Consider the following 22,984-nt stretch of genomic DNA (forward strand, 5'->3'; position numbering starts at 1 on the left):
TTTAACGACAGATATAAAGTAGCGCTCAGGACAGTATGCTTACTATAACCAAAAGTGCCATCTAAAGGCAAAAAGCCCCACCAAGTTGGCAGGGCTAATGGTCAGATGTTTATGCAATAGTCATGCGATAAGTAAACATTTAAGGTTCGATAATCTGGGTCACTGGCACTTGCTCAACCGGTGTTTCTGTGGTGACGATTCCGACGGTGGCATCTGCTTTGCCGTCATTGTTAACATCAACCACTGCAGTCGGATTAAAGGTAGCTGTCGCAGGCGACTCTGACTGTTTAATCGCCACGGCTTCTTGCACAGAAAGTACCCGTGCTGAGCTGGCGGCATTAAGTGCGTAAGTGGCTTTTGCTTCTGCACTATTACCAGGCGCTCTACCTAATTGTGCCACATTGGTATACTGCGGTACGGGAATAATCGTTGGTACATCAAGATTGGCCCCGCCACCAAGTGCTTGATACAACTCAACTTGGCTGATGATTTTTTGAAGTTCTAAATCTAAAATACCTTGCTGAGTTGAGAACAATGAGCGCTGGGCATCGAGTACATCTAGGTAGTTGGAAATACCGGCTTTAAAGCGTGCGTCCGCAATTTGATAGGTTTGCTCAAAGTTATCTTGTAGACGGTACTGCGATTCAAGCTGACTGCCTAGCGTTGCACGAGTTGCTAAGACATCTGAGACTTCTCGGAATGCCACTTGGATAGATCTTTCATAACTGGCAAGCGTCTGCTTACGTTCGATGGTAGCCACATTATAATTGGCATCTAGACGACCGCCATCAAAGATCGGTACGCTGAGCGTGGGGCCGAATGACCAACCGAACGAACCACTGCTAAATAAATCGTCTAAGCTGCCACTCCGCAGACCCACACTACTGGCAAGGCTAATTGAAGGGTAATAAGAGGTGCGCGCCACTTCAATATTAGCGCCAGCGGCTTTTAAGTTATATTCTGCTTGTAGCACGTCAGGACGATAACGTAGTAGCTCGCTTGGTAGACCGGTACTAAAGATTTGTTGCGTGGTAATGTTACTGACGGCTGGCGCCGGAATAAGACCTGCTGGAATTGACGCACCCACCAAAAACTGTAATGCATTACGCGAGGTTAAGATGCTGCTTTGCGCCCTTAATACCGCAAGTTTGGCATTTTCTAGTGAGGCACTGGACTGTAAAGAGGGTAGCTTGGGATCAATACCGGCTTCAAAGCGTTTGCTGGCAATGAATAGTGACCTCTCACGACTCTCTACCGTCGCTTCAGCCAGCTTTAGCTGTGCGAGGCTATAGCTTAAGTTAGCATAGCTTTGGGCAACGTTACTAATCAGGCTGATTTGGGTGGCATCTTTTGCCGCGGTGGTCGCCAAAAAGTTCTGCAATGCTTGATCTTTTAGACTGGCAATCTTGCCCCAAAAGTCGAGCTCGTAGTTGGCCAAGCCCAATTGTACATTGTAACTATCGCCCGTTTGACCACTTCGACCACTTATTTGACTTCCTTGGCGTTGGCGAGAGTAGCCGGCGCTACCATCAATAGAAGGTAGGTCGCGAATATCAGTAATTCGATATTGAGCACGTGCTTTTTCAATAGCTAAGCTGGCGCTTTCAAAGTCTTTGTTATTCTCCAGACTCAAGGCAATGAGACCTTTCAAGCGCTCGTCGCTATAAAAATTCTGCCAGCGTTGACTGGCGAGACTGGGCTGGTCAGCGCTACTAGTGGTCTCACGATCAAAGGCACCGTAAGCCTGTTCAATGGGCAAATTTGGCTCAGCAAGTACCGGGCGCATATCAGCTTTTGGAATAGTATTACAGGCGGCCATGCTCATTGCTAACGCTGTTAAGCCTAGCAAGCGCCCACTATTTTTGCGTACCCGTGATACTGAGAAAGTCGCGATCATAGCGGTAGGGGCAAACCAAGTGCCTGTCATTGGGCGCACGCTAGCAGTAGTGGTAACTACTGCTTTGGTGGCTGAGTTAGGGGTAAATAACGTACTAAAACTCATTTTGTATTATCTCCAAAGCTTAGAGGCTGATAACTCTCAGAGGGAGTTGGATCTTGCATATCATTGGTCGGTGTATCTAGCACTTTTGGCGTAACTAGGGTTTCGTCAGGATCCTGTGAGCCATTGGGATCAGTTGGTCCATCTGGATTGCTTGGTCCATTTGGATCATTGCCGTCATCTTTATCATTCGGATCATTCGGATCATGCGCTTCGTTACCTTTATAAGGGAAAATACTACGCATCCAAATATAGAACATAGGAATAAAGAAGATACCTAAGAAGGTAGCAGTGATCACTCCACCAACCACACTGGTACCGATCGCGTTTTGGCTACCAGACCCGGCACCGGTTGCTATGAATAATGGCACAACGCCCAGACCAAAGGCAAGTGAGGTCATGATAATCGGACGTAAACGTTGCCGCGCTGCGAGCATTACCGAATCTTTAAGGCTATAACCTTCCTCTTGGTGGTCCCTCGCAAACTCGATAATCAAGATGGCGTTTTTGGCAGATAGCCCGACCACCGTGAGTAGACCGACTTGTAGGTAAATATCGTTGGAGAAACCGCGGAACCAGGTAAACAGCACCGCCCCCAATACCCCAAGTGGAATCACCAATAGTACTGAGAATGGCACTGACCAACTTTCATACAGCGCCGCCAGACATAGGAATACCACCAGGATTGAGATAGCGTATAGCATGGGCGCTTGAGCGCCTGACTTTTGCTCCTCAAGTGACAGGCCTGTCCATTCATAGCTAATGCCATCAGGGAGTTTTTCGACCATGGCTTCCATGGCATCCATCGCTTCACCAGTACTTAAGCCTTCAGCCGCATTACCCTGGATGTTCATTGACGCCAAACTGTTATAGCGCGTGAGACCGGGTGAACCGCTTTCCCATTCACTACTAGAAAAAGCATCAAACGAAATCATTTCGTTGCTGTCATTACGCACATACCATTTACCAAGATCATCAGGGTTAGTACGGCTACTAGGCTGACCTTGTACAAACACCCGTTTAACACGACCACGGTCAATGAAGTCATTGATATAGGTTGAGCCCCAAGCGATTGAGATAACACTATTAATACTCGCCAGAGATAAACCATAAGCGGCGGCTTGTTCTTGGTTGATATTGATTTTCAGCTGCGGCGCATCTTCTTGGCCGTTGGGACGCACGCCGGCGACTTGATCATTTTGAGCGGCCATGCCCAGTAACATATTACGTGCTTCAAGTAGACCCTCGTGTCCAAGGTTACCAGAATCTTGGATCATTAAGTCAAAACCACTAGAGTTACCAAGCCCACTAATCGCTGGCGGTATAATATTAAAAACAGTCGCTTCGTTAATTTGGCTAAAGAAGTAACCCTGTGCACGATCAGATATGGCCCGCGCTGTATTTTCATCCCCTTCGCGATCTGCCCAGTCATTTAGTTTTACGAAGGCGATACCGACGTTTTGTCCTTGTCCCACAAAACTAAAGCCCGCGATTGTATACACTGAAGCCACATTATCCGGTTCTTGGCTACTATAATAATCACTCACTTTACCTAGCACATCTTGGGTTTGATCAAGGGTCGAACCAGCAGGTAACTGGACGGCGGTAAACATAATCCCTTGGTCTTCTTCTGGTAAAAATGAACCGGGGATCCGTAAGAATACCACTGCCATAATACCGATGATGGCGGCATAGGCTATGAAGTACACCCATTTAAAGCGGAAACTCTTACCGACAAAACTTTCATAAGAGCGGCTGGCTTTGGTGAAAGAACGGTTAAACCAACCAAAGAAGCCTTTTTGCTGTTCGCTATTGCCTTTTTCATGGCTCTTACTACGTTTTAGCAAGGTCACACAGAGGGCAGGGGTAAAGATAAGGGCCACTAGAGCCGATAGCACCATGCTAGTGATAAGCGTAATGGCAAACTGACGATAAATCACCCCAGTTGAGCCGCCGAAGAAGGCCATCGGTACGAACACCGCTGACAAGATAATCGCGATACCCACTACGATTTTACTAATTTCCCCCATCGATTGGATGGTGGCGTCCTTGATAGAGATATGCGGGTCTTCTTCCAAAATCCGCTCAACGTTCTCTACCACCACAATGGCATCATCCACCAGTAGGCCAATGGACAGCACCATCGCAAACATGGTCAGTACGTTAATACTGAACCCTGCTATATAGAGCACCGAAAAAGTACCCAGTAGTACCACAGGTACCGCAAGGGTTGGGATAATAGTCGCACGCCAGTTCTGTAAGAAAACGAACATGACAATAAATACTAATATAATCGCTTCGATCAGCGTATAAACCACTTGTTCAATAGACAAGCGGACAAATGGGGTGGTGTCGTAAGGAACGACGGACTTTAGACCTATAGGAAAGTTTGCTTCTAGCTCGGCGATTTGAGCACCGACCAATTCGCGGGTTTCAAGCGCGTTAGCACCGCCCGCTAGTGATACCGCAAGGCCAGCGGCTTGTTGGCCATTAAACAATGAAATAGTACTATAATCTTCACTACCAATTTCAACGTCTGCAACATCGCCTAAGCGCACCTGTGCACCAGAGGTATCTGTTTTTAGTAGAATGTCTTCGAACTCGTCAGGTGTTTTTAGATAGCTTTGTACGGTAACGGTCGCATTAATAACTTGTTCATCGACATCAGCAGGTGCTTGGCCTAATTGACCGGCAGATACTTGGGCGTTTTGCGCTTGTACGGCTTTGACCACATCAGATGGCACCAAGTTATAGCCACGTAAGCGTGCTGGATCAAGCCAAATACGCATGGCGTAAGAGGCGCCAAATGCTTGCACTTGACCAACCCCTTCAACACGGCTGAGCGGATCGACGACATTCGAGTTGATATAATCACCGATATCAGCCCGATCCATACTGCCGTCTTCGGAGACAAACCCAAACACGGCCAAAAAGCCATCAGAGGCCTTATTAACGGTGACGCCCTGACGCTGTACTTGCTCAGGCAAAGAGCTCATTGCGGCCTGGAGTTTGTTCTGAACCTGTACTTGTGCTGTATCGGCATCCGTACCGTTTTCAAAGTAAAGCTGTACGGAGGCACTACCATTTGAGGTACTCGACGACTTCATATACATCAAGCCATCAAGCCCCTTCATGCGTTGCTCGATAACCTGTACCACTGAGTTTTCAACGGTTTCAGCGTTAGCACCAGGGTAGCTGGCACTGACCGAAATAGTTGGCGGCGCAATAGCTGGATACTGCTCAATCGGTAGGTTAATAACCGATATTATCCCGATGAGCATAACCAAAATGGCCATCACCCATGCAAAGATAGGGCGATTAATAAAAAAAACTGACATAGTATATCCCTAAGTCTTCCTAGCTTTGAATGGAATTAATTGGCGGCTGCTGGTGCCGGTTTATTGGCAGTTTTGCCATCGGTAGACTTATCCATATTTTTTGCAGCTTGCTGCGGTGTTTTGGCAGCAGTGCCAGTAGGGGCAGCTTGCTTGGAGGGTGCTGGGTTTGGATTTTCCAAAGGCTCAGTGACCACTTCTTGTTCAGGCTTCACTTTTGCGCCACCGATAACCACCACTTTATCGCCACTCTCTAGACCGTCAGTGACTACCCATTGTCCATTATAAGTACCATTAATCGTAACCGGACGAACTTGGATTTTGTTATTTTCATCAACGATATAAACTTGAGTTTCGCTTTTAGTCGAACGCATAACCGCACTTTGTGGCACTAAAGCGGCATTGGTAATGACACTTTGGGTCAAGCGTGCGCTGACATACATGCCTGGGAGCAAGATGTTGTTCTTATTTGGAAATACGGCACGTAAGGTTACCGCCCCAGTTGACTCATCGACTTTAGCCTCTGATAAAGAAAGCTTACCTTTTACCGGATAAACAGAACCGTCTTCTAATACCAGTTCGACGGTATTCATGCCTGTTTGGGCTTTACCCGCAGATATTTGCTGGCGTAGATTGAGCAGCTCAGACGATGATTGACTGATATCGACATAGATAGGATCTAAGCGTGAAATAGTGACCAGCGGATTGGCTTGACTGGCACTGACTAAGGTACCGGCAGTGACGCTCGAGCGGTCACTACGACCGGTGATTGGCGCCCGTACGATAGTACGATTGAGATCTAAGGTGCTGGTATCGAGACCGGCTTTTGCCGTTTGAATACCGGCTTTTGCACTTTCAATACCTGCTTGCGATTGACCGATAGCCGCATTGGCACTTTGCACAGCGGCTTGGGCAGTACGCACTTGGGTTACCGCTTGATCATATTGCTGTTTAGAGATGGCATCAATTTCGACCAAACCACTCAAACGCTGTAAGTCATTTTGTGCTTGTGATAATGACGCTTGGCGACTGACTAGCTCCGCTTTCGCATTGGCATTATTAGCCACGGCGGTCTGATAGTTGGCCTCTGCCTGTGCTACCGCTGCTTGACCACTCACAATAGAAGTCGTGTAGTTATCGGTATTGATACGATATAAGGGCTGGCCCTTTTGGACCGTACTGCCTTCACGGAATAGTATTTCGTCAATAATGCCATTTACTTGTGGGCGAACGTCTGCAGTCTGATAGGCTGCAGTACGGCCAGAAAAGGTCTGTACTTGAGGTACGGTGCCAAAAGTCACGGTCTGGACGTTGACGACGGCAGGTGGCATCTGCTGCTGTGCTGCTCCACCAGCGGCGTCCTCGTTTTTGTCACAGCCAACCAGTACAGCTCCAGATAGTACAGATGCTATTACAAGCGCAAGATAAGAATGCTTCATCAATGTCCTCGGCAATAATATAATATTGATACAGTATGAAAAGTGTAGTGATAAATTTGGAACGTTATCGATATAAACAATAATTATGCAGTCACTGTTGCCAATATTCATTAGCGACTAGGCACGTGTAGGTAGAGAGTAGCACGTGCAAAAACCGGATAAGCAGATTTAATTTAGTAGGCTATTATAAACTATAGGGTCTACCCCGTAGTCAAGCACTCAAAAGCATGTCTGCTCTCATAAAGTTGTATTTGGGTTTTGGCTTTCTATAAAGAACACTGGTAACACAAGCGTTACACGAAAAAACGCTTAGGAAACTTTATAATAACTGGCTGCTTGGCATATTGTTAAGTTTTGTTGTATAAGTGAGTTTGCATAGAATCAGAACAATAATGACTGATCAATACAGTAAAAAAGCGCCTCGTACAGAAAACGAGCGCTTTAGCAATAATTAAATGTGATCGATAAAAAAAGTCTTATAGCAACCGCGCGCTGGCAAGCTCAGTCAACTGAAACAATCCTTGGCGATAGCGATTATTGGGTAGAGTGCTGAGAGCTTGTTGGGCCAGCTTGGTCTCTTCTAAAGCGCGCTGCTTACAATAAGTTAATGACCCTGAATTGCGCACCAGTTCAATTAACTGTGCGGCATCTGGGGTTTTGCCAGTCTGTACCGCGATACGTAACTGATCATAACCTGGTTGGCTGCTATCTTTTAATAGATCGAGCGCTTTGATAGTCGGTAGGGTAGGTTTGCCTTCTGCTAAATCATCGCCTAGATTCTTGCCCATTAACTCACTATCACCACTGTAATCGAGCACATCATCAACAATCTGAAAGGCATTACCAAAATGCTGACCGAAAGCGGCCAATGCAGCAAGGTGCTGGGTTTGTCCTTGCAAGATAGCAGTCCCTTGAGTCGCCATCATAAACAGCCGTGAGGTTTTGCCATCAATGATGCGCAGATAATCCTCTTCGGTGGCAGCCGGGTTATGCTGATGCTGAAGCTGCAATACTTCGCCTTCGGCAATATCACAAGTACCATCTGAGAACAGTTGCAACAGTGGCAAACTTTGAAAGCCGACCAATAAGTTAAAGGCTCGCGCAATCAGATAATCACCCACTAGCACAGCGGTGGCATTGTCCCAAGTTGCATTGGCTGTGGGCTTACCACGGCGTTGCCCTGATTCATCAATCACATCATCATGGACTAAGGTTGCGGTATGCAGCATCTCGGTAATGGCAGCCAAATGCATCGCTTGTTGTGACGGCGCATCATGAAACATTCGTGCACACAGCAAGGTGATCAATGGCCGCATCCGTTTGCCGCCCGCGTCGATCACATGTTTTGAGACGTTCATCACTAGCTGTACTTTGGAATTAAGGCTACCAAAAACTTGCTTATCCATAATCTCAAAATCATCAGCAACGATGCTTTGAATATCGGCATAGCTTGGTGTGGACAGTAGTGTGGCAGATGCACTAGATGAGGCGCTAGACAAAGAAGTAAGGGTCATAGTAAATAGTCATATTAAGTAGAATAAAGAGAGTTTTTTGATAGTGATATCAATTAGTGCAATTGGCTTGCTTATAATAGCATAGCTAAACGCTCAAATCGGTGACTAAAATATGATATAAAATGAGCTAAGAACCAAATGGTTGCCTTACTTACAGCTTAAAAAGCCACCAACATAGGCATTAAACAATAATTAATAGCCATTAATTATTATTTAATAGTAGAGACAAATATATAAGGCATTGTAAGTCACTGATTGTATAAGTTATAATAGCGCTGCTTATGCATAGATTTATGGGCATCATCATTTTTTAGAACACTTTTTAAAATTAGAACACTTTTTAAAAATAGGACGAGCGGCTTGCTTTTATGGGCAAAAAGCCGTAAAATCTTGCCTTTAATTTTTCCCTGTCGTGTTCGTTTACGAAGCGCTGGTATAATATTAGCCACGGCACACGGGTTAAACGGAGTTAGACAATGTACGCAGTAATCAAAACTGGTGGTAAACAGCACCGTGTAGTCGTCAACGAGTTGCTTAAAGTTGAACTACTAAAAGCAGAAGTCGGCGAAACAATCAAATTTGAAGACGTGTTGATGATTGTTGACGGCGAAACCGTCAAAATTGGTCAGCCAGTCGTTGATGGTGTCAGCGTAGAAGTTGAAGTGGTTGAGCATGGCCGCGGCGAAAAAATCCGTATCGTCAAGCACAACCGTCGTAAGCATTATCACAAAGAGCAAGGTCACCGCCAATGGTATACCTTGTTAAAAATCAAAGCGATTAATGCTTAGTTATCAGCTTACTTATTAAAGCTTAACAGCGCACTAAAAGCTTAAGAGTTATCGCATTAGCGATAAGTCACATTAACAAGGAGATTTTCTCATGGCACATAAAAAAGCTGCCGGCTCGACACGTAACGGTCGTGATTCAAACCCAAAAATGCTCGGCGTAAAAATCTTCGGTGGTCAAACCATCGTTGCTGGTAACATCATTGTTCGTCAACGTGGTACAGAATTCCACGCCGGCGCTGGTGTTGGCATGGGTCGTGACCATACTTTATTTGCACTGAATGATGGTGTGGTAAAGTTTGCGACCAAAGGTAAATTTAATCGTCGCTACGTGATGGTTGAAGGCGCATAATTGCTGCTGTGCTACTGGCTTATTGTATTTAAATAAGTCCTTATAGCAAATAGAAAAGTCCCTATTACCAGTTGGTGATGGGGACTTTTTTATGTTTATATTTTACTAATATTTATCAAATAGCGCCTGATATCCATGCCCTAGAAGTAACGAGGTTCTACGGCACTATTTGATAAAAATTCTATAAACACCAGAATAAAATAGGGTAAGTTTTTTAGTTACAAGCGTGTATGGCAGGCGTAGTAATGATTGCAATTCAGGTCTAGGCGCGTAATAAAAAAACTGCCACAATGTGGTCGTTGGTCAATAGCGCTGTGATAACTAATAAATAACACTCAAAAAATTCTACCAGAACAAATACGCGGCTGCTTTAAAGACTAACAGACCAATTGCTAGAGACTAATTGCTATTTTTTTAAAATGAGAGGAAATATGATGACTTTATTAACTAAGCAAACCATTAAACCAACAGCGACTGTCAAACAAAAAATAATGAGTGGCGCTTTGGCTGGGGTATTGATGACCACGCTTGGGGTCGCTGCACCCATGATAGCCTTGACCCAGTCAGCTAGTGCCGCTCCTGCTGACAGTCTAGTCGCTGCCAAACGCTTAAATAAGCTATTGACCAATACCAAAAGTATGACCGCTGACTTTACTCAGACCACAAAAGGCGCAAGCAGTGGTACCTTTAAAGGCTCAATGAGCGTCCAGCGCCCTAATAATTTCCGCTGGGAAACCAAGTCGCCATCACAACAGCTGATCATAGCTAATAGCAGTTCGATGTGGATATATGATAAAGATTTAGAGCAAGCGACCAATCAAAAGGTAGATAGCCAAGTAGGCAATACGCCAGCGCTATTGTTATCAGGCGATCCCAGTAAAATTGATAAAAACTTTAAAATTACTCAGCCTTATGCTAATAAAAACTACTACGTGCTGTATCCCAAATCAGATAGTGCCAGTTTTAAAAACTTATCAGTGAGCTTTAGTGGTGGTAAGCCAGTCATGATGGTGCTTAATGATACCTTAGGGCAAACGACTTCCATTAAGTTTAGTAGTATCAAGCTCAACCCAAGTATCAGTAGCAGCCAGTTTAAATTTACTCCGCCAAAAGGTGTTGATGTTATCAACCAGTAATCGGACATTGAAACTATTATTAGATAAACATGTTTGAATAAATAAAAAAGGACAAACCACTATTTGGTTTGTCCTTTTTTATTGAGTAGCAGGTTGGCAATAGTTTATTTTGATAGCATCAGCCCTTAGCCATAAACAATAGTGAGTGGCTATGTAATAAACGGTAAACGACTGCTTTATGTGTCAATGTTTACTCAAACTAGTGTTTGGACCGGTTGCAATTGGAATTAATAGGTTTACAATATCCGCTAATTTATTGCTTATATCAAGTCACTATGCTGGTTTTTATGCCTTACAAAGTAAAATATAACATAGGCCGTAGCATGGTTTTCTGCTCGAGATACATATTTTGTAGCATATAAAGTGACCGCTCCATACAGTTAAAAACTGGCTTTCAAAGCCTAATATGCGTATAGTAAGTGAACAGTTTATGCCAGTTGTCACGCCATTGTTGACCAGGTGTTAATAAGTTATTAAATCAGTCGCTGTTGAAGCAGTCACTATAATATTGATTTAATAAGTTTATCTAGCGTTGGTAGAGTATGCGTTCGACGACCAGCTTTTATTCAAGCTGGATTTCGTATTTGATGTTAATAGTTTTTCAATACGCTCATTTATTCAAAAACTATTGTTCTGTAATTGCTACTATTTATCATTAGCAGATTGCAGTCAATATCAGTAACGCTCAATGTATAGATAGTTTTACGGTTGCGACCGTTTCGCACTGTCAGCAATAAGCTCGATAATTGGCCATTACCAGTATAATTAATTGTGTTTTTGTTCGTATCAGATAGACTGTTATACCATCACGTTGCTATTGATCAGACTTGCATTAATGTGACCTGCATTAATGTGACCTGGTAAGTGATTGGAGTCTAAGGTGCTTATGATACTCGATTGGGTGAGGAGCACGTATTATCATGTCTGCCTTTAATTGGTCAGCAGTTGCTTTTATTCTAGCCGCTATCGGCCTAGTTGTGTTTATGCTGGTCGTCCCGCGCTTGCTGGGTGGACGTTCTCACGGCTTACAAAAAGAAGAAGTGTTTGAAGCAGGTGTGGTCGGATCCGGCAACGCCCGTATTCGTTTGTCCGCTAAATTCTATCTGGTTGCCATTTTCTTTGTCATTTTCGATTTAGAAGCTTTATATCTGTATGCCTATGCGGTTTCAGTCCGTGAAGTCGGCTGGCTTGGGTTCGCAGCGGCGGCAGTGTTTATCGGCGTCCTAATTATCGGCCTGATATATGAGCTAGGCTTAGGGGCCTTGAATTGGGCACCTGTTGACAAGCTTGGTAAAAAAGCACGACTTTATGCGACGCCTGCTGGCTTTAACTTAGCGGATATTACTAAGTTTGATGGGGTCGATGAGCTGATGGTAGATCCCACCGGCAAGATCCCAGCGCAATCCTCAGGACAAATTAACGTCTCTAACAACATTGAAGCCAATCGTCGCCACTTACAGACCATTGATCATATTAATACCACAGGTAACATTACCTCTGTGGATTTTGCGGCGTCTGCGCAAAACACCAATGTTGAGTCCAACCGTTAACAATCATAGTATTAAGCGACTGTACTACAAATCCAGTCGCCATTGAAGCTACGAACAAATCAAGTTACGAACAAGGCCATGAATAAAGTTACGAACAAACCAAATATTCGCAGGATAATCGGCAGTTATTAATAGCACTGCCATACTGCGCTTCATTTAAAGGTTAACTGTTATGAAATATACCTTAACAAAAGCCAACCCTGATGCAGAGACTTATCCTGCGCAGACCCGTCAAACTGTCAATGATCCCCTTGAAGACGAGGTCAACAAAAACGTCTTTATGGGTCGTCTAGAAGATGTAGTGCACTCAACTGCCAACTGGGGACGTAAGAACTCATTGTGGCCCTTTAACTTTGGTACGTCTTGCTGCTATGTGGAATATGCCACTACCTTAACCGCGGTTCATGATTTGTCGCGTTTTGGGGCAGAAGTTATTCGCGCCTCTCCGCGTCAGGCGGATGTGATGATTGTAGCGGGTACTTGCTTTATCAAAATGGCACCCGTTATTCAGCGGCTTTATGAGCAAATGCTCGAGCCCAAATGGGTTATTTCTATGGGTGCCTGTGCCAACTCTGGCGGTATGTACGATATTTATTCGGTGGTACAGGGCGTGGATAAAATTATTCCAGTCGATGTCTATGTACCTGGCTGCCCGCCGCGTCCAGAAGCCTTGATTCAAGGGCTGATGTTATTGCAAGAGTCCATCACTAAAGAGCGTCGTCCGCTAGGTATTCATGTCGATGACAAAGGGGTCTATCAGCCACAAATGACCCCTGAGCGTGATCGCAAACAAGCGGATCGTATCGCGGTAAAAAACCTGCGCAGCCCGGACAGTGTTTAATATATTAGGGTCAGCCTAACAGTGGATAACCTGTTAGAGCATACCTTAATAGTTGATGTGCTCATCACAATCTGCTCATAAAATCTGGTTACAAACAGTCTAGTGATGATTAATTAGTTATGATTAATGAAGGAAGGCGTCATTCATGGTCACGGTAGTCGAAAATACAGATCCTAAGATCAAACCTGTCCCAGCAGTCATCAAAGAGCTGGAGCTTAAGTATGCCGGCAAGTTCGTCGTCCAGCAGACTGTCGATGAGATTCCGACTGTTTGGGTGGCACGCGCTGACCTGCTAGACGTTCTTTTATTCCTAAGAAAGCTGCCCAAGCCTTACGTTATGCTATATGACTTATCGGCGATGGATGAGCGCTTGCGTCAACATCGTAAAGGGCTACCAGCCAGCGACTTTACCGTGTTTTACCACTTGATGTCACTTGAGCGCAATAGTGATGTGCGTATCAAGGTGGCGCTCAGTGAAGAGGACTTAAACGTGCCAAGCGCTACCAAGATTTGGCCCAATGCCAACTGGTATGAGCGTGAAGTATGGGATATGTTCGGAATTGTGGTTACTGGTCATCCGCATTTAACCCGCATTTTATTACCTAAATACTGGGAAGGTCATCCACTGCGTAAAGAATATCATGCGCGTGCGACTGAATTCACCCCGTATTTCCTTAATACTGCCAAACAGCAATACGAGCAAGAAAACTTGCGCTTCGTTCCTGAAGAGTGGGGCATGAAGCGCTCAGGGCGTGATGAAGACTTTATGTTCTTGAACATTGGTCCCAACCATCCCTCCGCTCATGGTGCCTTTAGGTTGGTATTACAGCTAGATGGCGAAGAAGTCATCGACTGTATTCCTGATATCGGCTACCACCATCGCGGCGCAGAAAAAATGGCCGAACGCCAAACTTGGCATTCTTATATTCCCTATACCGATCGGATTGATTATCTGGGCGGGGTAATGAATGAGCTGCCTTATATCATGTCGGTTGAAAAGTTGGCGGGCATCACTATTCCGGCTCGCGCTGAAACCATTCGCGTGATGATGAGCGAGTTCTTTCGGATTACCAACAACCTACTATTCGTCGGTACCTTTATTCAAGATGCTGGTGGTATGACCCCCGTATTCTATGCATTCACCGATCGCCAAAAGGCGTATGACGTGATCGAAGCGGTAACTGGCTATCGTATGCATCCCGCATGGTTCCGTATTGGCGGTACTGCTGCCGATTTACCACGTGGCTGGCAGCGTTTGGTACGTGAGTTCTTGGATTGGATGCCAAAGCGTCTGGATGAGTATGTCAAAGCGGCGATGATGAACAGCGTACTTAAAGGTCGTACTCAAGGCGTTGCTCAATATGATGCCAAACAAGCATTGGCTTGGGGTGTGACGGGTGTGGGTCTGCGTGCAACAGGTGTTGATTTTGACCTGCGTAAAGCGCGTCCATATATGGGCTATGAAAACTTCGACTTTGAAGTACCGATTGGCTATAACGGCGACGCTTACGATCGCTGTATGATTAAAATTGAAGAGATCCGCCAGTCCATGCGTATTATCAAACAGTGTATGGATAATATGCCCCAAGGTCCTTACAAAGCCGATCACCCATTAGCAGTACCGCCACCGAAAGACCGTACCCTAAATGATATTGAGACCTTGATTAACCACTTTCTTTCAGTATCTTGGGGCCCTGTGATGCCGGCTGGTGAATGCTCAACCATGGTTGAGGCTACTAAAGGTCTTAATAGCTATTACATTACCTCGGATCACGCCACTATGAGCTATCGTACGCGGATTCGCACACCGACATTCGCACATTTACAGCAGATGCCGTCGGTCATTAATGGCTCATTAGTATCTGACGCTATTATGTATTTAGCCTCGATTGATATTGTCATGGCCGACTGTGACCGTTAATGGCGACTAAGTTGAAGACACAATACTTGAAAGCTAGTGTCTAAAACCCAGTGTTTAAAAGCTAGTGTTTAAAACCTAGTACTTACGAGTTAATTGTGGCAGTTGTAACGGATCGTTGTAGCTATCATAAAGAATTTAATCAATAGGTTATCGCCAATAGGCACACCAAAACGCTGTAGCATTTCAATGTGGCGACAGTCGCAACCTGACACGGCGTGATGAGTGAGGATAAAGACAAGATATGAGAATTGTTTCCGATAAAATGCCAAAAGTAGATGTGGCAAGTATTTTAACTGCTGAAGAAATTGCAACCATCAATGAGGTGGTGCGTCATTATCCGCATGCGCGTGCTGCTTCGCTAGATTCGCTGAAAATTGTACAAAAGCGTAATGGCTGGGTTGATGACGCGCAAGTTAATGCTATTGCCAATATTTTAGATATTCCGATGTCCGATATGGACGGGGTAGCGACCTTCTTTAACCGTATTTATCGTCAGCCGGTTGGTCGTCATGTGATCTTAATTTGTGACTCGGTTTCCTGCTATCTAACCGGTTACGAAGCGTTGTCAGCCGAGTTGAGATCTCAGTTAGGTATTGAATATGGTCAAACCACCACTGACGGTCGTTTTACCTTATTACCGATTTGTTGTTTAGGCAACTGTGATAAAGGCCCTGCGGTACTGATTGATGAAGACACCTATGGTCCCGTCCAGCCTGATGAAGTTGCCCAGTTATTGGAGCTATACGCATGAGATTAACTGTTTCAGAGCAAATTGCCCTTCGCAGCCAAGGCAAAGCACCGAGCCAACTCAATGAGCAGCGCATCGCAGTATATGGCGATAAAGCGACTGCTACTAGCGAAACCAAGCCATTAACCTGGCGTTTGGCGCATCATGACGCGGTGTTGGATCTGGCTACCTACGAATCCTTACAAGGTTTTGCAGCGCTTAAAATGGCTTTAAACCAATCGCCAGATGCCACGTTAAAGACCATCAAAGAAGCGGTGATCAAAGGACGCGGTGGCGCCGGTTTTCCAGCAGGTATCAAGTGGTCATTAATGGCACCACCTGATGGTGGGCCACGCTACCTAGTCTGTAACGCGGACGAAATGGAGCCAGGTACTTTTAAAGATCGCTTGCTAATGGAGCGCTTGCCACTACAGCTTATCGAGGGCATGTTGATCTCTGCCTATGCTATTGGGGCAACCGCGGGTTACATTTTTATCCGTGGTGAATATATCCTTGCTGCTGAGCGTTTGACTGTCGCTATCGAAGAGTTAAAAGCCAATAATATCGTTGGTGATAACATCTTAGGTTCAGATTTTAGTTTTGATTTACATGTGCATACTGGTGCGGGTCGCTATATCTGCGGCGAAGAAACCGCGCTACTCAATTCTCTAGAAGGTCGCCGGGCCAATCCACGTACCAAGCCACCATTTCCACAAGTCGCTGGCGCATGGGGACGACCAACTGTAGTTAACAACGTCGAAACCCTACATAACGTGCCAGCCATTATTTTTCATGGCAGCAAATGGTATCAAGACTTGCCAAAAGCCAAGGGCGTGGTCGAAACCCCAGGCACCAAGCTATTTGGTTGCTCAGGATTGGTTAATGATCCCGGTTTATGGGAATTGCCTTTTGGTTATACCGCGCGCGAAATCATTGAAGATTTCGCTGGTGGTATGCAAGCAGGCCGTAAGCTCAAAGCTTGGTTACCAGGCGGCGCGTCAACTGACTTTTTGACTGCGGATCATCTAGATACGGTAGTCGATTTTGACTCCATCCAAAAAGCCGGTAGCCGTATGGGTACGGGGCTGATTATGGTGGTTGATGAACAGCAAGATATGGTGCCATTACTACGCAATCTTGAGATTTTCTTCCAACGTGAGTCCTGTGGTTTTTGTACCCCATGCCGCGATGGCTTGCCGTGGGGGGTCAAACTGCTCACCGCTATTAATGATGGCGATGGGCAAATAGGCGATGTGGAGAAGCTAGAAGGGCTAACCCGTGACTTATGGATCGGCAAAACTTTCTGTGCGCACGCCCCTGGTGCCATGGAACCACTCATGAGTGCGATTAAATATTTCCGTCCTGAGTTTGATCAAAAAATTGCGCAGGCGGTTGGTGTAGATATCATTGAGGCTGCAGCCAGTCAACAGCCAGTAATGAAATAAGGAGAGCGGCATGGCAGTCATACATATTGATGGAACCACTGTCGAAGTAGATAGCAGCGATAACTTGCTACAGGCTTGTTTGTCACTCGGCATTGATGTGCCTTATTTTTGTTATCATCCCGCGCTAGGCTCGGTAGGCTCGTGCCGTCAGTGCGCAGTCAAGCAATACAAAGACAAAGAAGATTTGGAAGCAGGTCGTGGCAGATTAGTCATGTCATGTATGGTGGCGCCCACTGATGATATGTATATCTCAGTGACTGATGACGAAGCCAAAGAGTTCCGTAAGTCGATGGTCGAGTTATTAATGACCAACCATCCACACGACTGCCCAACTTGTGAAGAGGGCGGACATTGTCATTTGCAAGACATGACTTATATGTCAGGTCATAGCCGTCGTCGCTATCGCTTCACCAAGCGTACCCATCACAACCAAGAGCTGGGACCCTTTATCGGTCATGAAATGAACCGCTGTATCGCTTGCTATCGTTGTGTCCGTTTTTATAAAGACTACGCCGGTGGCGAGGATTTAGGTGTCTACGGTGCCAATAATCGAGTTTATTTTGGTCGCGATAAAGATGGTCAGTTCGAAAGTGAGTTTTCTGGTAACTTAACGGAAGTGTGCCCAACCGGTGTTTTTACTGATAAAACCCACTCTGAGCGTTATAACCGTAAATGGGATATGCAGTATGCCCCCAGCATCTGTCATGGCTGTTCTGCAGGCTGTAATATCTCAGCCGGTGAGCGTTATGGCGAGTTACGCCGGATCGAAAACCGTTATAACGGTGAAGTGAACCGTTACTTCTTATGTGACCGTGGTCGCTTTGGTTATGGTTATGTCAACCGTGAAGATCGTCCCAATCAAGCGCTTGAGCTTATTAATAATAAACATGTCAAAATCAATATCGACTATGCCCTTGATGAAACTATCAAACGTCTTAAAGATAAAAAAGTCATCGGGATTGGTTCTCCACGCGCCAGCCTTGAGACTAACTTTGCTTTAAAGAATCTAGTTGGCTTTGATAACTTCTCCACCGGTCTCAGTCATCAACAGCAAGCACTGGTTAACAAATGTATCGAAGTGTTGAGCACGGAAGGTATCTATAACCCAGGCATGACGGATATCGAAAGCCATGATGCCGTGTTGATTTTGGGTGAAGACATTACTCAAACCTCAGCACGGGTGGCTTTATCAATACGCCAAGCAGCGAAAAACGAAGGGCTCAAAATGGCCGCTGCTGCGAAAACGCAAGCATGGTTGGCTGAGCCAGTACAGCGTATCGCTCAAGGCGCCCTGAGCCCGGTCTATGTTATTGACGTGACCCAAACCAAGCTTGATGACATCAGTAAATTCAGCGTGGTGGCAACCCCTGAAGACATCACTAAGCTGGGCTTTAAAGTGGCTGATGAGATTAAACTATTGGCCGATGACCTGTCGCAAATAGTAGACCAGCAAGCGTCCGATTCATCATTAGCACCGACTGATCAAGCGCAGTCAGAGTCTGATCCGATGCAAGCGCTGGCACAGCAAATTGCTTATGACTTGGTACAAGCCGACCGGCCATTAGTGATATCAGGTACCAGCTTATCTTCTACCGCTTTGATAGAAGCTGCGGCGCAGATCACTCAAGTACTGAGCCAAAAACGTGCCGCCATTAAGGCGACTGAGCTCAAACATATTGAAGCTCACAATGCGACTGTTCGTGATGCGACTGTTCGTGCTGCTGAAGCACAAGCGCAAACGGCGCAGCCTACTGATGATCAAGAGCTGGTCGCTAAACCAGCCAAGCCAGAAATCGGCACCAATAAAGAGGTGCAAGACGATGTCGAGCGTGAGCCGGCAACCAAGCTTGAGCCTAGAGAAGGAAATAGTAATTATTGCGCCCAAGCAAGTATTTATTTAATCGTTCCTGATGCCAATAGCATGGGTGTCTGTTTGCTGGGTGGGCGGTCAGTAGAAGAGCTACTAGCGACTGACTTTGATGTGGTGGTGGTTGCTGAAAACCAGCTCACCGATGCCATTGATGCGCAGAAGCTCACGCAGCTAATAGTCGATAAAACCGTGATTGCGCTCGATCATCAGCTATTAGACTGGCATAAAGATGTCGATATTGTACTACCAGCGGCCAGCTTTGCCGAAGCAGACGGAACTTTGGTGTCCGCGGAAGGCCGTGCTCAGCGCTTTTTCCAAGTGTATGACAACAACTATTACCACCCGCTGAGCAGTATTAAAGAAGGCTGGCGTTGGTTGCACGCGGTTCATAGTAGCTTAATGGGCAAATCGGTCGACTGGACCCAACTCGATGATGTGATTAACGCTTTAATAGCGTCTCATCCTAAGCTTGCGGGTATTAAAGGCGCTGCTCCTGATGCTGACTACCGGATTACTGGTCTAAAAATAGCCCGCGAACCGCGTCGTTATTCCGGTCGTACCGCGATGCGCGCGCAAATATCAGTACATGAGCCGATGCAGCCGAAAGATTTAGATACTGGTTTAACCTTTTCGATGGAAGGCTATAGCGGTGAGCAAACGCCAAGCTCGATGATTCCGTTTGCCCATTCGGCTGGCTGGAACTCGCCCCAAGCTTGGAATAAGTACCAAGACAAGGTGGGTGGTAGTCTAAAGAATGGCGATCCTGGAATCCGCTTATTTGATCAGCTAGAGCGCCTAGCGCTGCGTCAATATATTGCGCCAGAATCTAGCTCGCAAGCGACCACTGATATACAGCAAGGGTACGCCAAGCTAGTGCCTATCCACAATATTTATGGCAGCTCGATGATGGCCTCACGTAGCCCAATCGTCGCTGAGCAATTACTGACTGCCACTTGGCATATTGGTATTGATGATGCTAAAGATTGGGACATTGGTGCTGGTGATTACTTGGCTATCGAAGTCGATAAGCAGCAAATCACTTTACCCGTGCAGCTGGTACAATATCTAGCAGAAGGCTGTATTGGTTATCCAGTTGGACAGGTGAGTATCATCCATCCTTCCATGCCAGCTTCAGTACGTAAGGTTGATGCGCCGGTGGCTTTCGTTACCATGACTGGTAATATGGCCAACGATACGGCGCCAACCGCTGATTCTGATTTTAATGCTGACCGTGCCACGCATGTAGCACCACATGCAACAACAGCACCGACTACTACTCAGGAAATGTAATATGCAAGTCACCCGTATTATTCCTGATGTACCCAGCTTTTTGGCCAGCAGCATGACGGTTGACAGCTGGTCAATTTTATTTATGGTCGTACAATCGATTGTCATCTTTTTGGTGGTAGTGGTGGTAGCGGCCATGATGATTATCTATGAGCGCCGCATGCTCGCGCTTTGGCAAGATCGGCATGGTCCTAACCGTGTAGGGCCGTTTGGCTCTCTACAATTGGTCGCTGATATGCTCAAAATCTTCTTTAAAGAAGATTGGACACCAAAATTCACTGATAAGTTTATTTTTGTTCTAGCACCTGCGGTCGCCATGTTTACCGCGCTGGCGTCCTTTGCCATTATTCCAATATCGCCAACCCTAGGTGTGGCAGATTGGGATATCGGTATTTTATTTTTCTTTGCTATGGCCGGTATCGCCGTTTATGCCGTGATGTTCGGTGGCTGGGCGTCGGCGAACAAATTCTCGTTACTCGGCGGACTGCGTTCTGCTGCGCAAACCATCAGTTACGAGGTGTTCTTAGGCCTGTCATTGATGGGTGTGGTAGCGTTAACGGGATCATTTAACTTACGGGCGATTGTCGAGGCGCAAGCGGATGGCTGGTATATTATCCCGCAGTTTTTTGGGTTTTTAACCTTTGTGGTAGCAGGGGTGGCGGTCACCCACAGACATCCCTTTGATCAGCCAGAAGCGGAGCAAGAGTTGGCCGAAGGCTATCATGTTGAATACTCTGGCATGAAGTTCGGCATGTTCTTTATTGGCGAATACGTCAACGTGGTCTTGATTTCAGCCTTGATGACTTGCTTGTTCTTTGGTGGCTGGTTGGCACCGTTTAACTTAGATATTCCGTTTGTGCCCCCTGCCTTTTGGTTCATGATTAAGACCCTGTTCTTTATGACCCTGTTTGTTTTGGCTCGAGGTTCACTCATGCGTCCGCGCTATGATCAGGTGATGAATTTTGGCTGGAGAGTCTGCCTACCGGTGACCTTGATTAATTTGCTGGTTACCGCTGCGGTCATTTTGATTTTTTCTCCCACGCTGTAACTTTGCGGATGATCTAGAGTGATGCTGATAAGGATAATAATCCCATGTTTACTACGATAAAAAAGATTGTCATTGGTATGTTTACCATTGTTCGCAGCATGTGGATGGTCAATAGCCATGCAATAAGGCCGCGCGATACTATCTTGTATCCTGAAGTGCCGGTACCGGTACCGCCACGCTTTCGTGGGCGTATTATATTGTCTCGCGATCCTGATGGTGATGAGCGCTGCGTTGCTTGTAACTTATGTGCGGTGGCCTGCCCAGTTGGCTGCATCTCTTTGCAAAAAGCTGAGCGTGAAGATGGGCGCTGGTATCCAGAGTTTTTTCGGATTAACTTCTCACGCTGCATTTTTTGTGGACTGTGCGAAGAAGCTTGTCCAACGACCGCTATTCAGATGACCCCTGATTTTGAGATGGGCGAATATGTGCGTCAAGACTTAGTCTACGAAAAAGAGCATTTACTGATCTCAGGACCGGGTAAATATCCTGATTATAATTATTATCGCGTGTCTGGTATGGCGCTGGCAGATAAACCAAAAGGGGCGGCACAAAATGAATCGGCACCTATTGATACAAGGAGCTTGCTGCCATGATGGATTTTTTCAGTCACCCTGATCTAGTAGGGTTTTATGCCCTAGCAGCGGTGGCCATCTTTGCCAGTTTGCGGGTCATTATTCATCCGAATGCGGTACATGCCATCTTAGCGATGATTGTGTCGTTATTGGCGGTTGCTGGCATACTGTTTATATTGGGGGCGCCATTTGCAGGCGCGTTGGAAGTTGTGGTGTACGCGGGGGCGATTTTAGTACTGTTCGTGTTTGTGATCATGATGCTCAATTTAGGTATGGCCAACGAGGCACGAGAAGAGAGCTGGCTCGATGCCAAAACTTGGGCGGTACCGACTGGATTGACCATAATTATCGCGGTTGTGCTGTATGCGATGATTGGCTTAAACCCTAATGAAGCCGCCGTTATTGGCGGCATTAGTATTCCTGCTAAAGCAGTGGGTGTCGCGCTATTTAGTAAATATATTGTGCTGGTCGAAGTCGCGGCCCTATTGTTATTGGCAGCGTTAGTAGCCGCTTATCATTTGGGCAAAGAATCAATTACTGATGAAATTCTTGCTGATGACAGCCAGAATATTGACCGACGTGGCGATGACTTTAAAGACTATTTGACTAATAATAATAACCAAGATATCGATACACGTGCCGATGCTATGACTGAAACCCCTGAAACCTATGAGTATAAAGAGGTCGATCCCCATGACTACGTAGGTATGCAGGTGGGCAGGCAGAAAGACACGCGCAAGGAGTCAGACTGATGGTACAAGCAGTGAGCGTGGCACAAGAGCTGTCAAACGTGCCGTTCGCCCACGAGGTAGCAGGCTTGGTACAGCCAGTTGCTGAGGCGCAAAATGTACTGGGCCTGATACCCATGAGTCACGGACTGATATTGGCAGGTATTTTATTTGCTATTGGTCTGTGCGGGGTCATGGTACGGCGTAATTTTCTATTTATGCTGATGAGTCTGGAAATTATGATGAATGCCGCAGCGCTAGCATTTGTGGTGGCAGGCAGTCGTTGGCTCGATCCAGATGGCCAGGTTATGTTTATCTTCATTCTAACCCTAGCCGCGGCTGAAGCAGCAATTGGTCTGGCGATATTACTACAGTTTTATCATAAGCGTGGGCATCTCGATGTCGATAGCGCCAATGAGATGAAAGGATGATGTC

At 46.0% G+C, this 22,984-nt stretch carries 17 protein-coding genes; 13 read left to right on the forward strand and 4 right to left on the reverse strand.

The genetic code is table 11. The features are described from left to right. Positions 1–139: 139 nt before the first annotated feature. From RCH20_RS06725 to RCH20_RS06740, 4 genes are all read right to left on the reverse strand, one after another. Positions 140–2,002, reverse strand: a complete 1,863-nt coding sequence (locus RCH20_RS06725) for an efflux transporter outer membrane subunit (protein ID WP_327193030.1) — start codon at positions 2,000–2,002, stop codon at positions 140–142. Continuing rightward, complete coding sequence (locus RCH20_RS06730; RefSeq protein WP_327193031.1) at positions 1,999–5,337, reverse strand: efflux RND transporter permease subunit; 3,339 nt, start codon at positions 5,335–5,337, stop codon at positions 1,999–2,001. Before RCH20_RS06730 ends, RCH20_RS06725 begins: the two co-directional genes overlap by 4 nt. A 35-nt stretch (positions 5,338–5,372) precedes the next feature. Continuing rightward, positions 5,373–6,773 carry an efflux RND transporter periplasmic adaptor subunit gene (locus RCH20_RS06735; RefSeq protein WP_327193032.1) on the reverse strand — a complete coding sequence of 467 codons (1,401 nt, stop codon included), beginning with the start codon at positions 6,771–6,773 and terminating at the stop codon, positions 5,373–5,375. 476 nt (positions 6,774–7,249) lie between these two features. Beyond that, the gene (locus RCH20_RS06740) at positions 7,250–8,179 is read right to left on the reverse strand and encodes a polyprenyl synthetase family protein (RefSeq protein ID WP_209959226.1); all 930 of its coding nucleotides are present in this window, start codon (positions 8,177–8,179) and stop codon (positions 7,250–7,252) included. A gap of 584 nt (positions 8,180–8,763) precedes the next feature. Here RCH20_RS06740 and rplU point away from each other — a divergent pair. The 13 genes from rplU to nuoK all read left to right on the forward strand — a co-directional run bounded on the left by rplU (position 8,764) and on the right by nuoK (position 22,980). After that, positions 8,764–9,075 carry a 50S ribosomal protein L21 gene (gene rplU / locus RCH20_RS06745; protein WP_209958433.1) on the forward strand — a complete coding sequence of 104 codons (312 nt, stop codon included), beginning with the start codon at positions 8,764–8,766 and terminating at the stop codon, positions 9,073–9,075. 91 nt (positions 9,076–9,166) lie between these two features. Then, positions 9,167–9,424 carry a 50S ribosomal protein L27 gene (rpmA, locus tag RCH20_RS06750; RefSeq protein WP_209958430.1) on the forward strand — a complete coding sequence of 86 codons (258 nt, stop codon included), beginning with the start codon at positions 9,167–9,169 and terminating at the stop codon, positions 9,422–9,424. A gap of 434 nt (positions 9,425–9,858) precedes the next feature. Then, positions 9,859–10,560, forward strand: a complete 702-nt coding sequence (gene lolA / locus RCH20_RS06755; RefSeq protein ID WP_209959223.1) for an outer membrane lipoprotein chaperone LolA — start codon at positions 9,859–9,861, stop codon at positions 10,558–10,560. A gap of 920 nt (positions 10,561–11,480) precedes the next feature. Then, positions 11,481–12,110, forward strand: coding sequence for an NADH-quinone oxidoreductase subunit A (gene ndhC / locus RCH20_RS06760; RefSeq protein WP_327193033.1), 630 nt, complete (start codon positions 11,481–11,483; stop codon positions 12,108–12,110). A gap of 172 nt (positions 12,111–12,282) precedes the next feature. After that, positions 12,283–12,951 (forward strand): NuoB/complex I 20 kDa subunit family protein, encoded by a 669-nt coding sequence (locus RCH20_RS06765; protein ID WP_209958425.1) that lies wholly within the window; start codon positions 12,283–12,285, stop codon positions 12,949–12,951. Between the two features lie 145 nt (positions 12,952–13,096). Further along, positions 13,097–14,872 carry an NADH-quinone oxidoreductase subunit C/D gene (gene nuoC, locus RCH20_RS06770; protein WP_209958424.1) on the forward strand — a complete coding sequence of 592 codons (1,776 nt, stop codon included), beginning with the start codon at positions 13,097–13,099 and terminating at the stop codon, positions 14,870–14,872. Between the two features lie 241 nt (positions 14,873–15,113). Next, positions 15,114–15,623 carry an NADH-quinone oxidoreductase subunit NuoE gene (nuoE, locus tag RCH20_RS06775; RefSeq protein WP_209958423.1) on the forward strand — a complete coding sequence of 170 codons (510 nt, stop codon included), beginning with the start codon at positions 15,114–15,116 and terminating at the stop codon, positions 15,621–15,623. After that, on the forward strand, positions 15,620–17,044 hold the full coding sequence (gene nuoF / locus RCH20_RS06780; protein WP_209958420.1) for an NADH-quinone oxidoreductase subunit NuoF: 1,425 nt from the start codon (positions 15,620–15,622) through the stop codon (positions 17,042–17,044). The genes nuoE and nuoF overlap by 4 nt, the downstream gene beginning before the upstream one ends. A 10-nt stretch (positions 17,045–17,054) precedes the next feature. Beyond that, positions 17,055–20,204: an NADH-quinone oxidoreductase subunit NuoG gene (gene nuoG, locus RCH20_RS06785; protein WP_327193034.1), complete on the forward strand. Its 3,150-nt coding sequence runs from the start codon at positions 17,055–17,057 to the stop codon at positions 20,202–20,204. Positions 20,205–20,256: 52 nt separating this feature from the next. After that, positions 20,257–21,249 (forward strand): NADH-quinone oxidoreductase subunit NuoH, encoded by a 993-nt coding sequence (gene nuoH, locus RCH20_RS06790; RefSeq protein WP_209959221.1) that lies wholly within the window; start codon positions 20,257–20,259, stop codon positions 21,247–21,249. A 44-nt stretch (positions 21,250–21,293) separates the two neighbouring features. Next, the gene (gene nuoI / locus RCH20_RS06795) at positions 21,294–21,842 is read left to right on the forward strand and encodes an NADH-quinone oxidoreductase subunit NuoI (protein WP_327193035.1); all 549 of its coding nucleotides are present in this window, start codon (positions 21,294–21,296) and stop codon (positions 21,840–21,842) included. Continuing rightward, positions 21,839–22,573 (forward strand): NADH-quinone oxidoreductase subunit J, encoded by a 735-nt coding sequence (gene nuoJ / locus RCH20_RS06800; RefSeq protein WP_327193036.1) that lies wholly within the window; start codon positions 21,839–21,841, stop codon positions 22,571–22,573. Before nuoI ends, nuoJ begins: the two co-directional genes overlap by 4 nt. 98 nt (positions 22,574–22,671) lie before the next feature. Next, positions 22,672–22,980, forward strand: coding sequence for an NADH-quinone oxidoreductase subunit NuoK (gene nuoK / locus RCH20_RS06805; RefSeq protein WP_209959220.1), 309 nt, complete (start codon positions 22,672–22,674; stop codon positions 22,978–22,980). Positions 22,981–22,984: the final 4 nt, after the last annotated feature.

It is taken from the genome of Psychrobacter sp. PL15, assembly GCF_035984995.1.
Lineage (GTDB): Bacteria > Pseudomonadota > Gammaproteobacteria > Pseudomonadales > Moraxellaceae > Psychrobacter.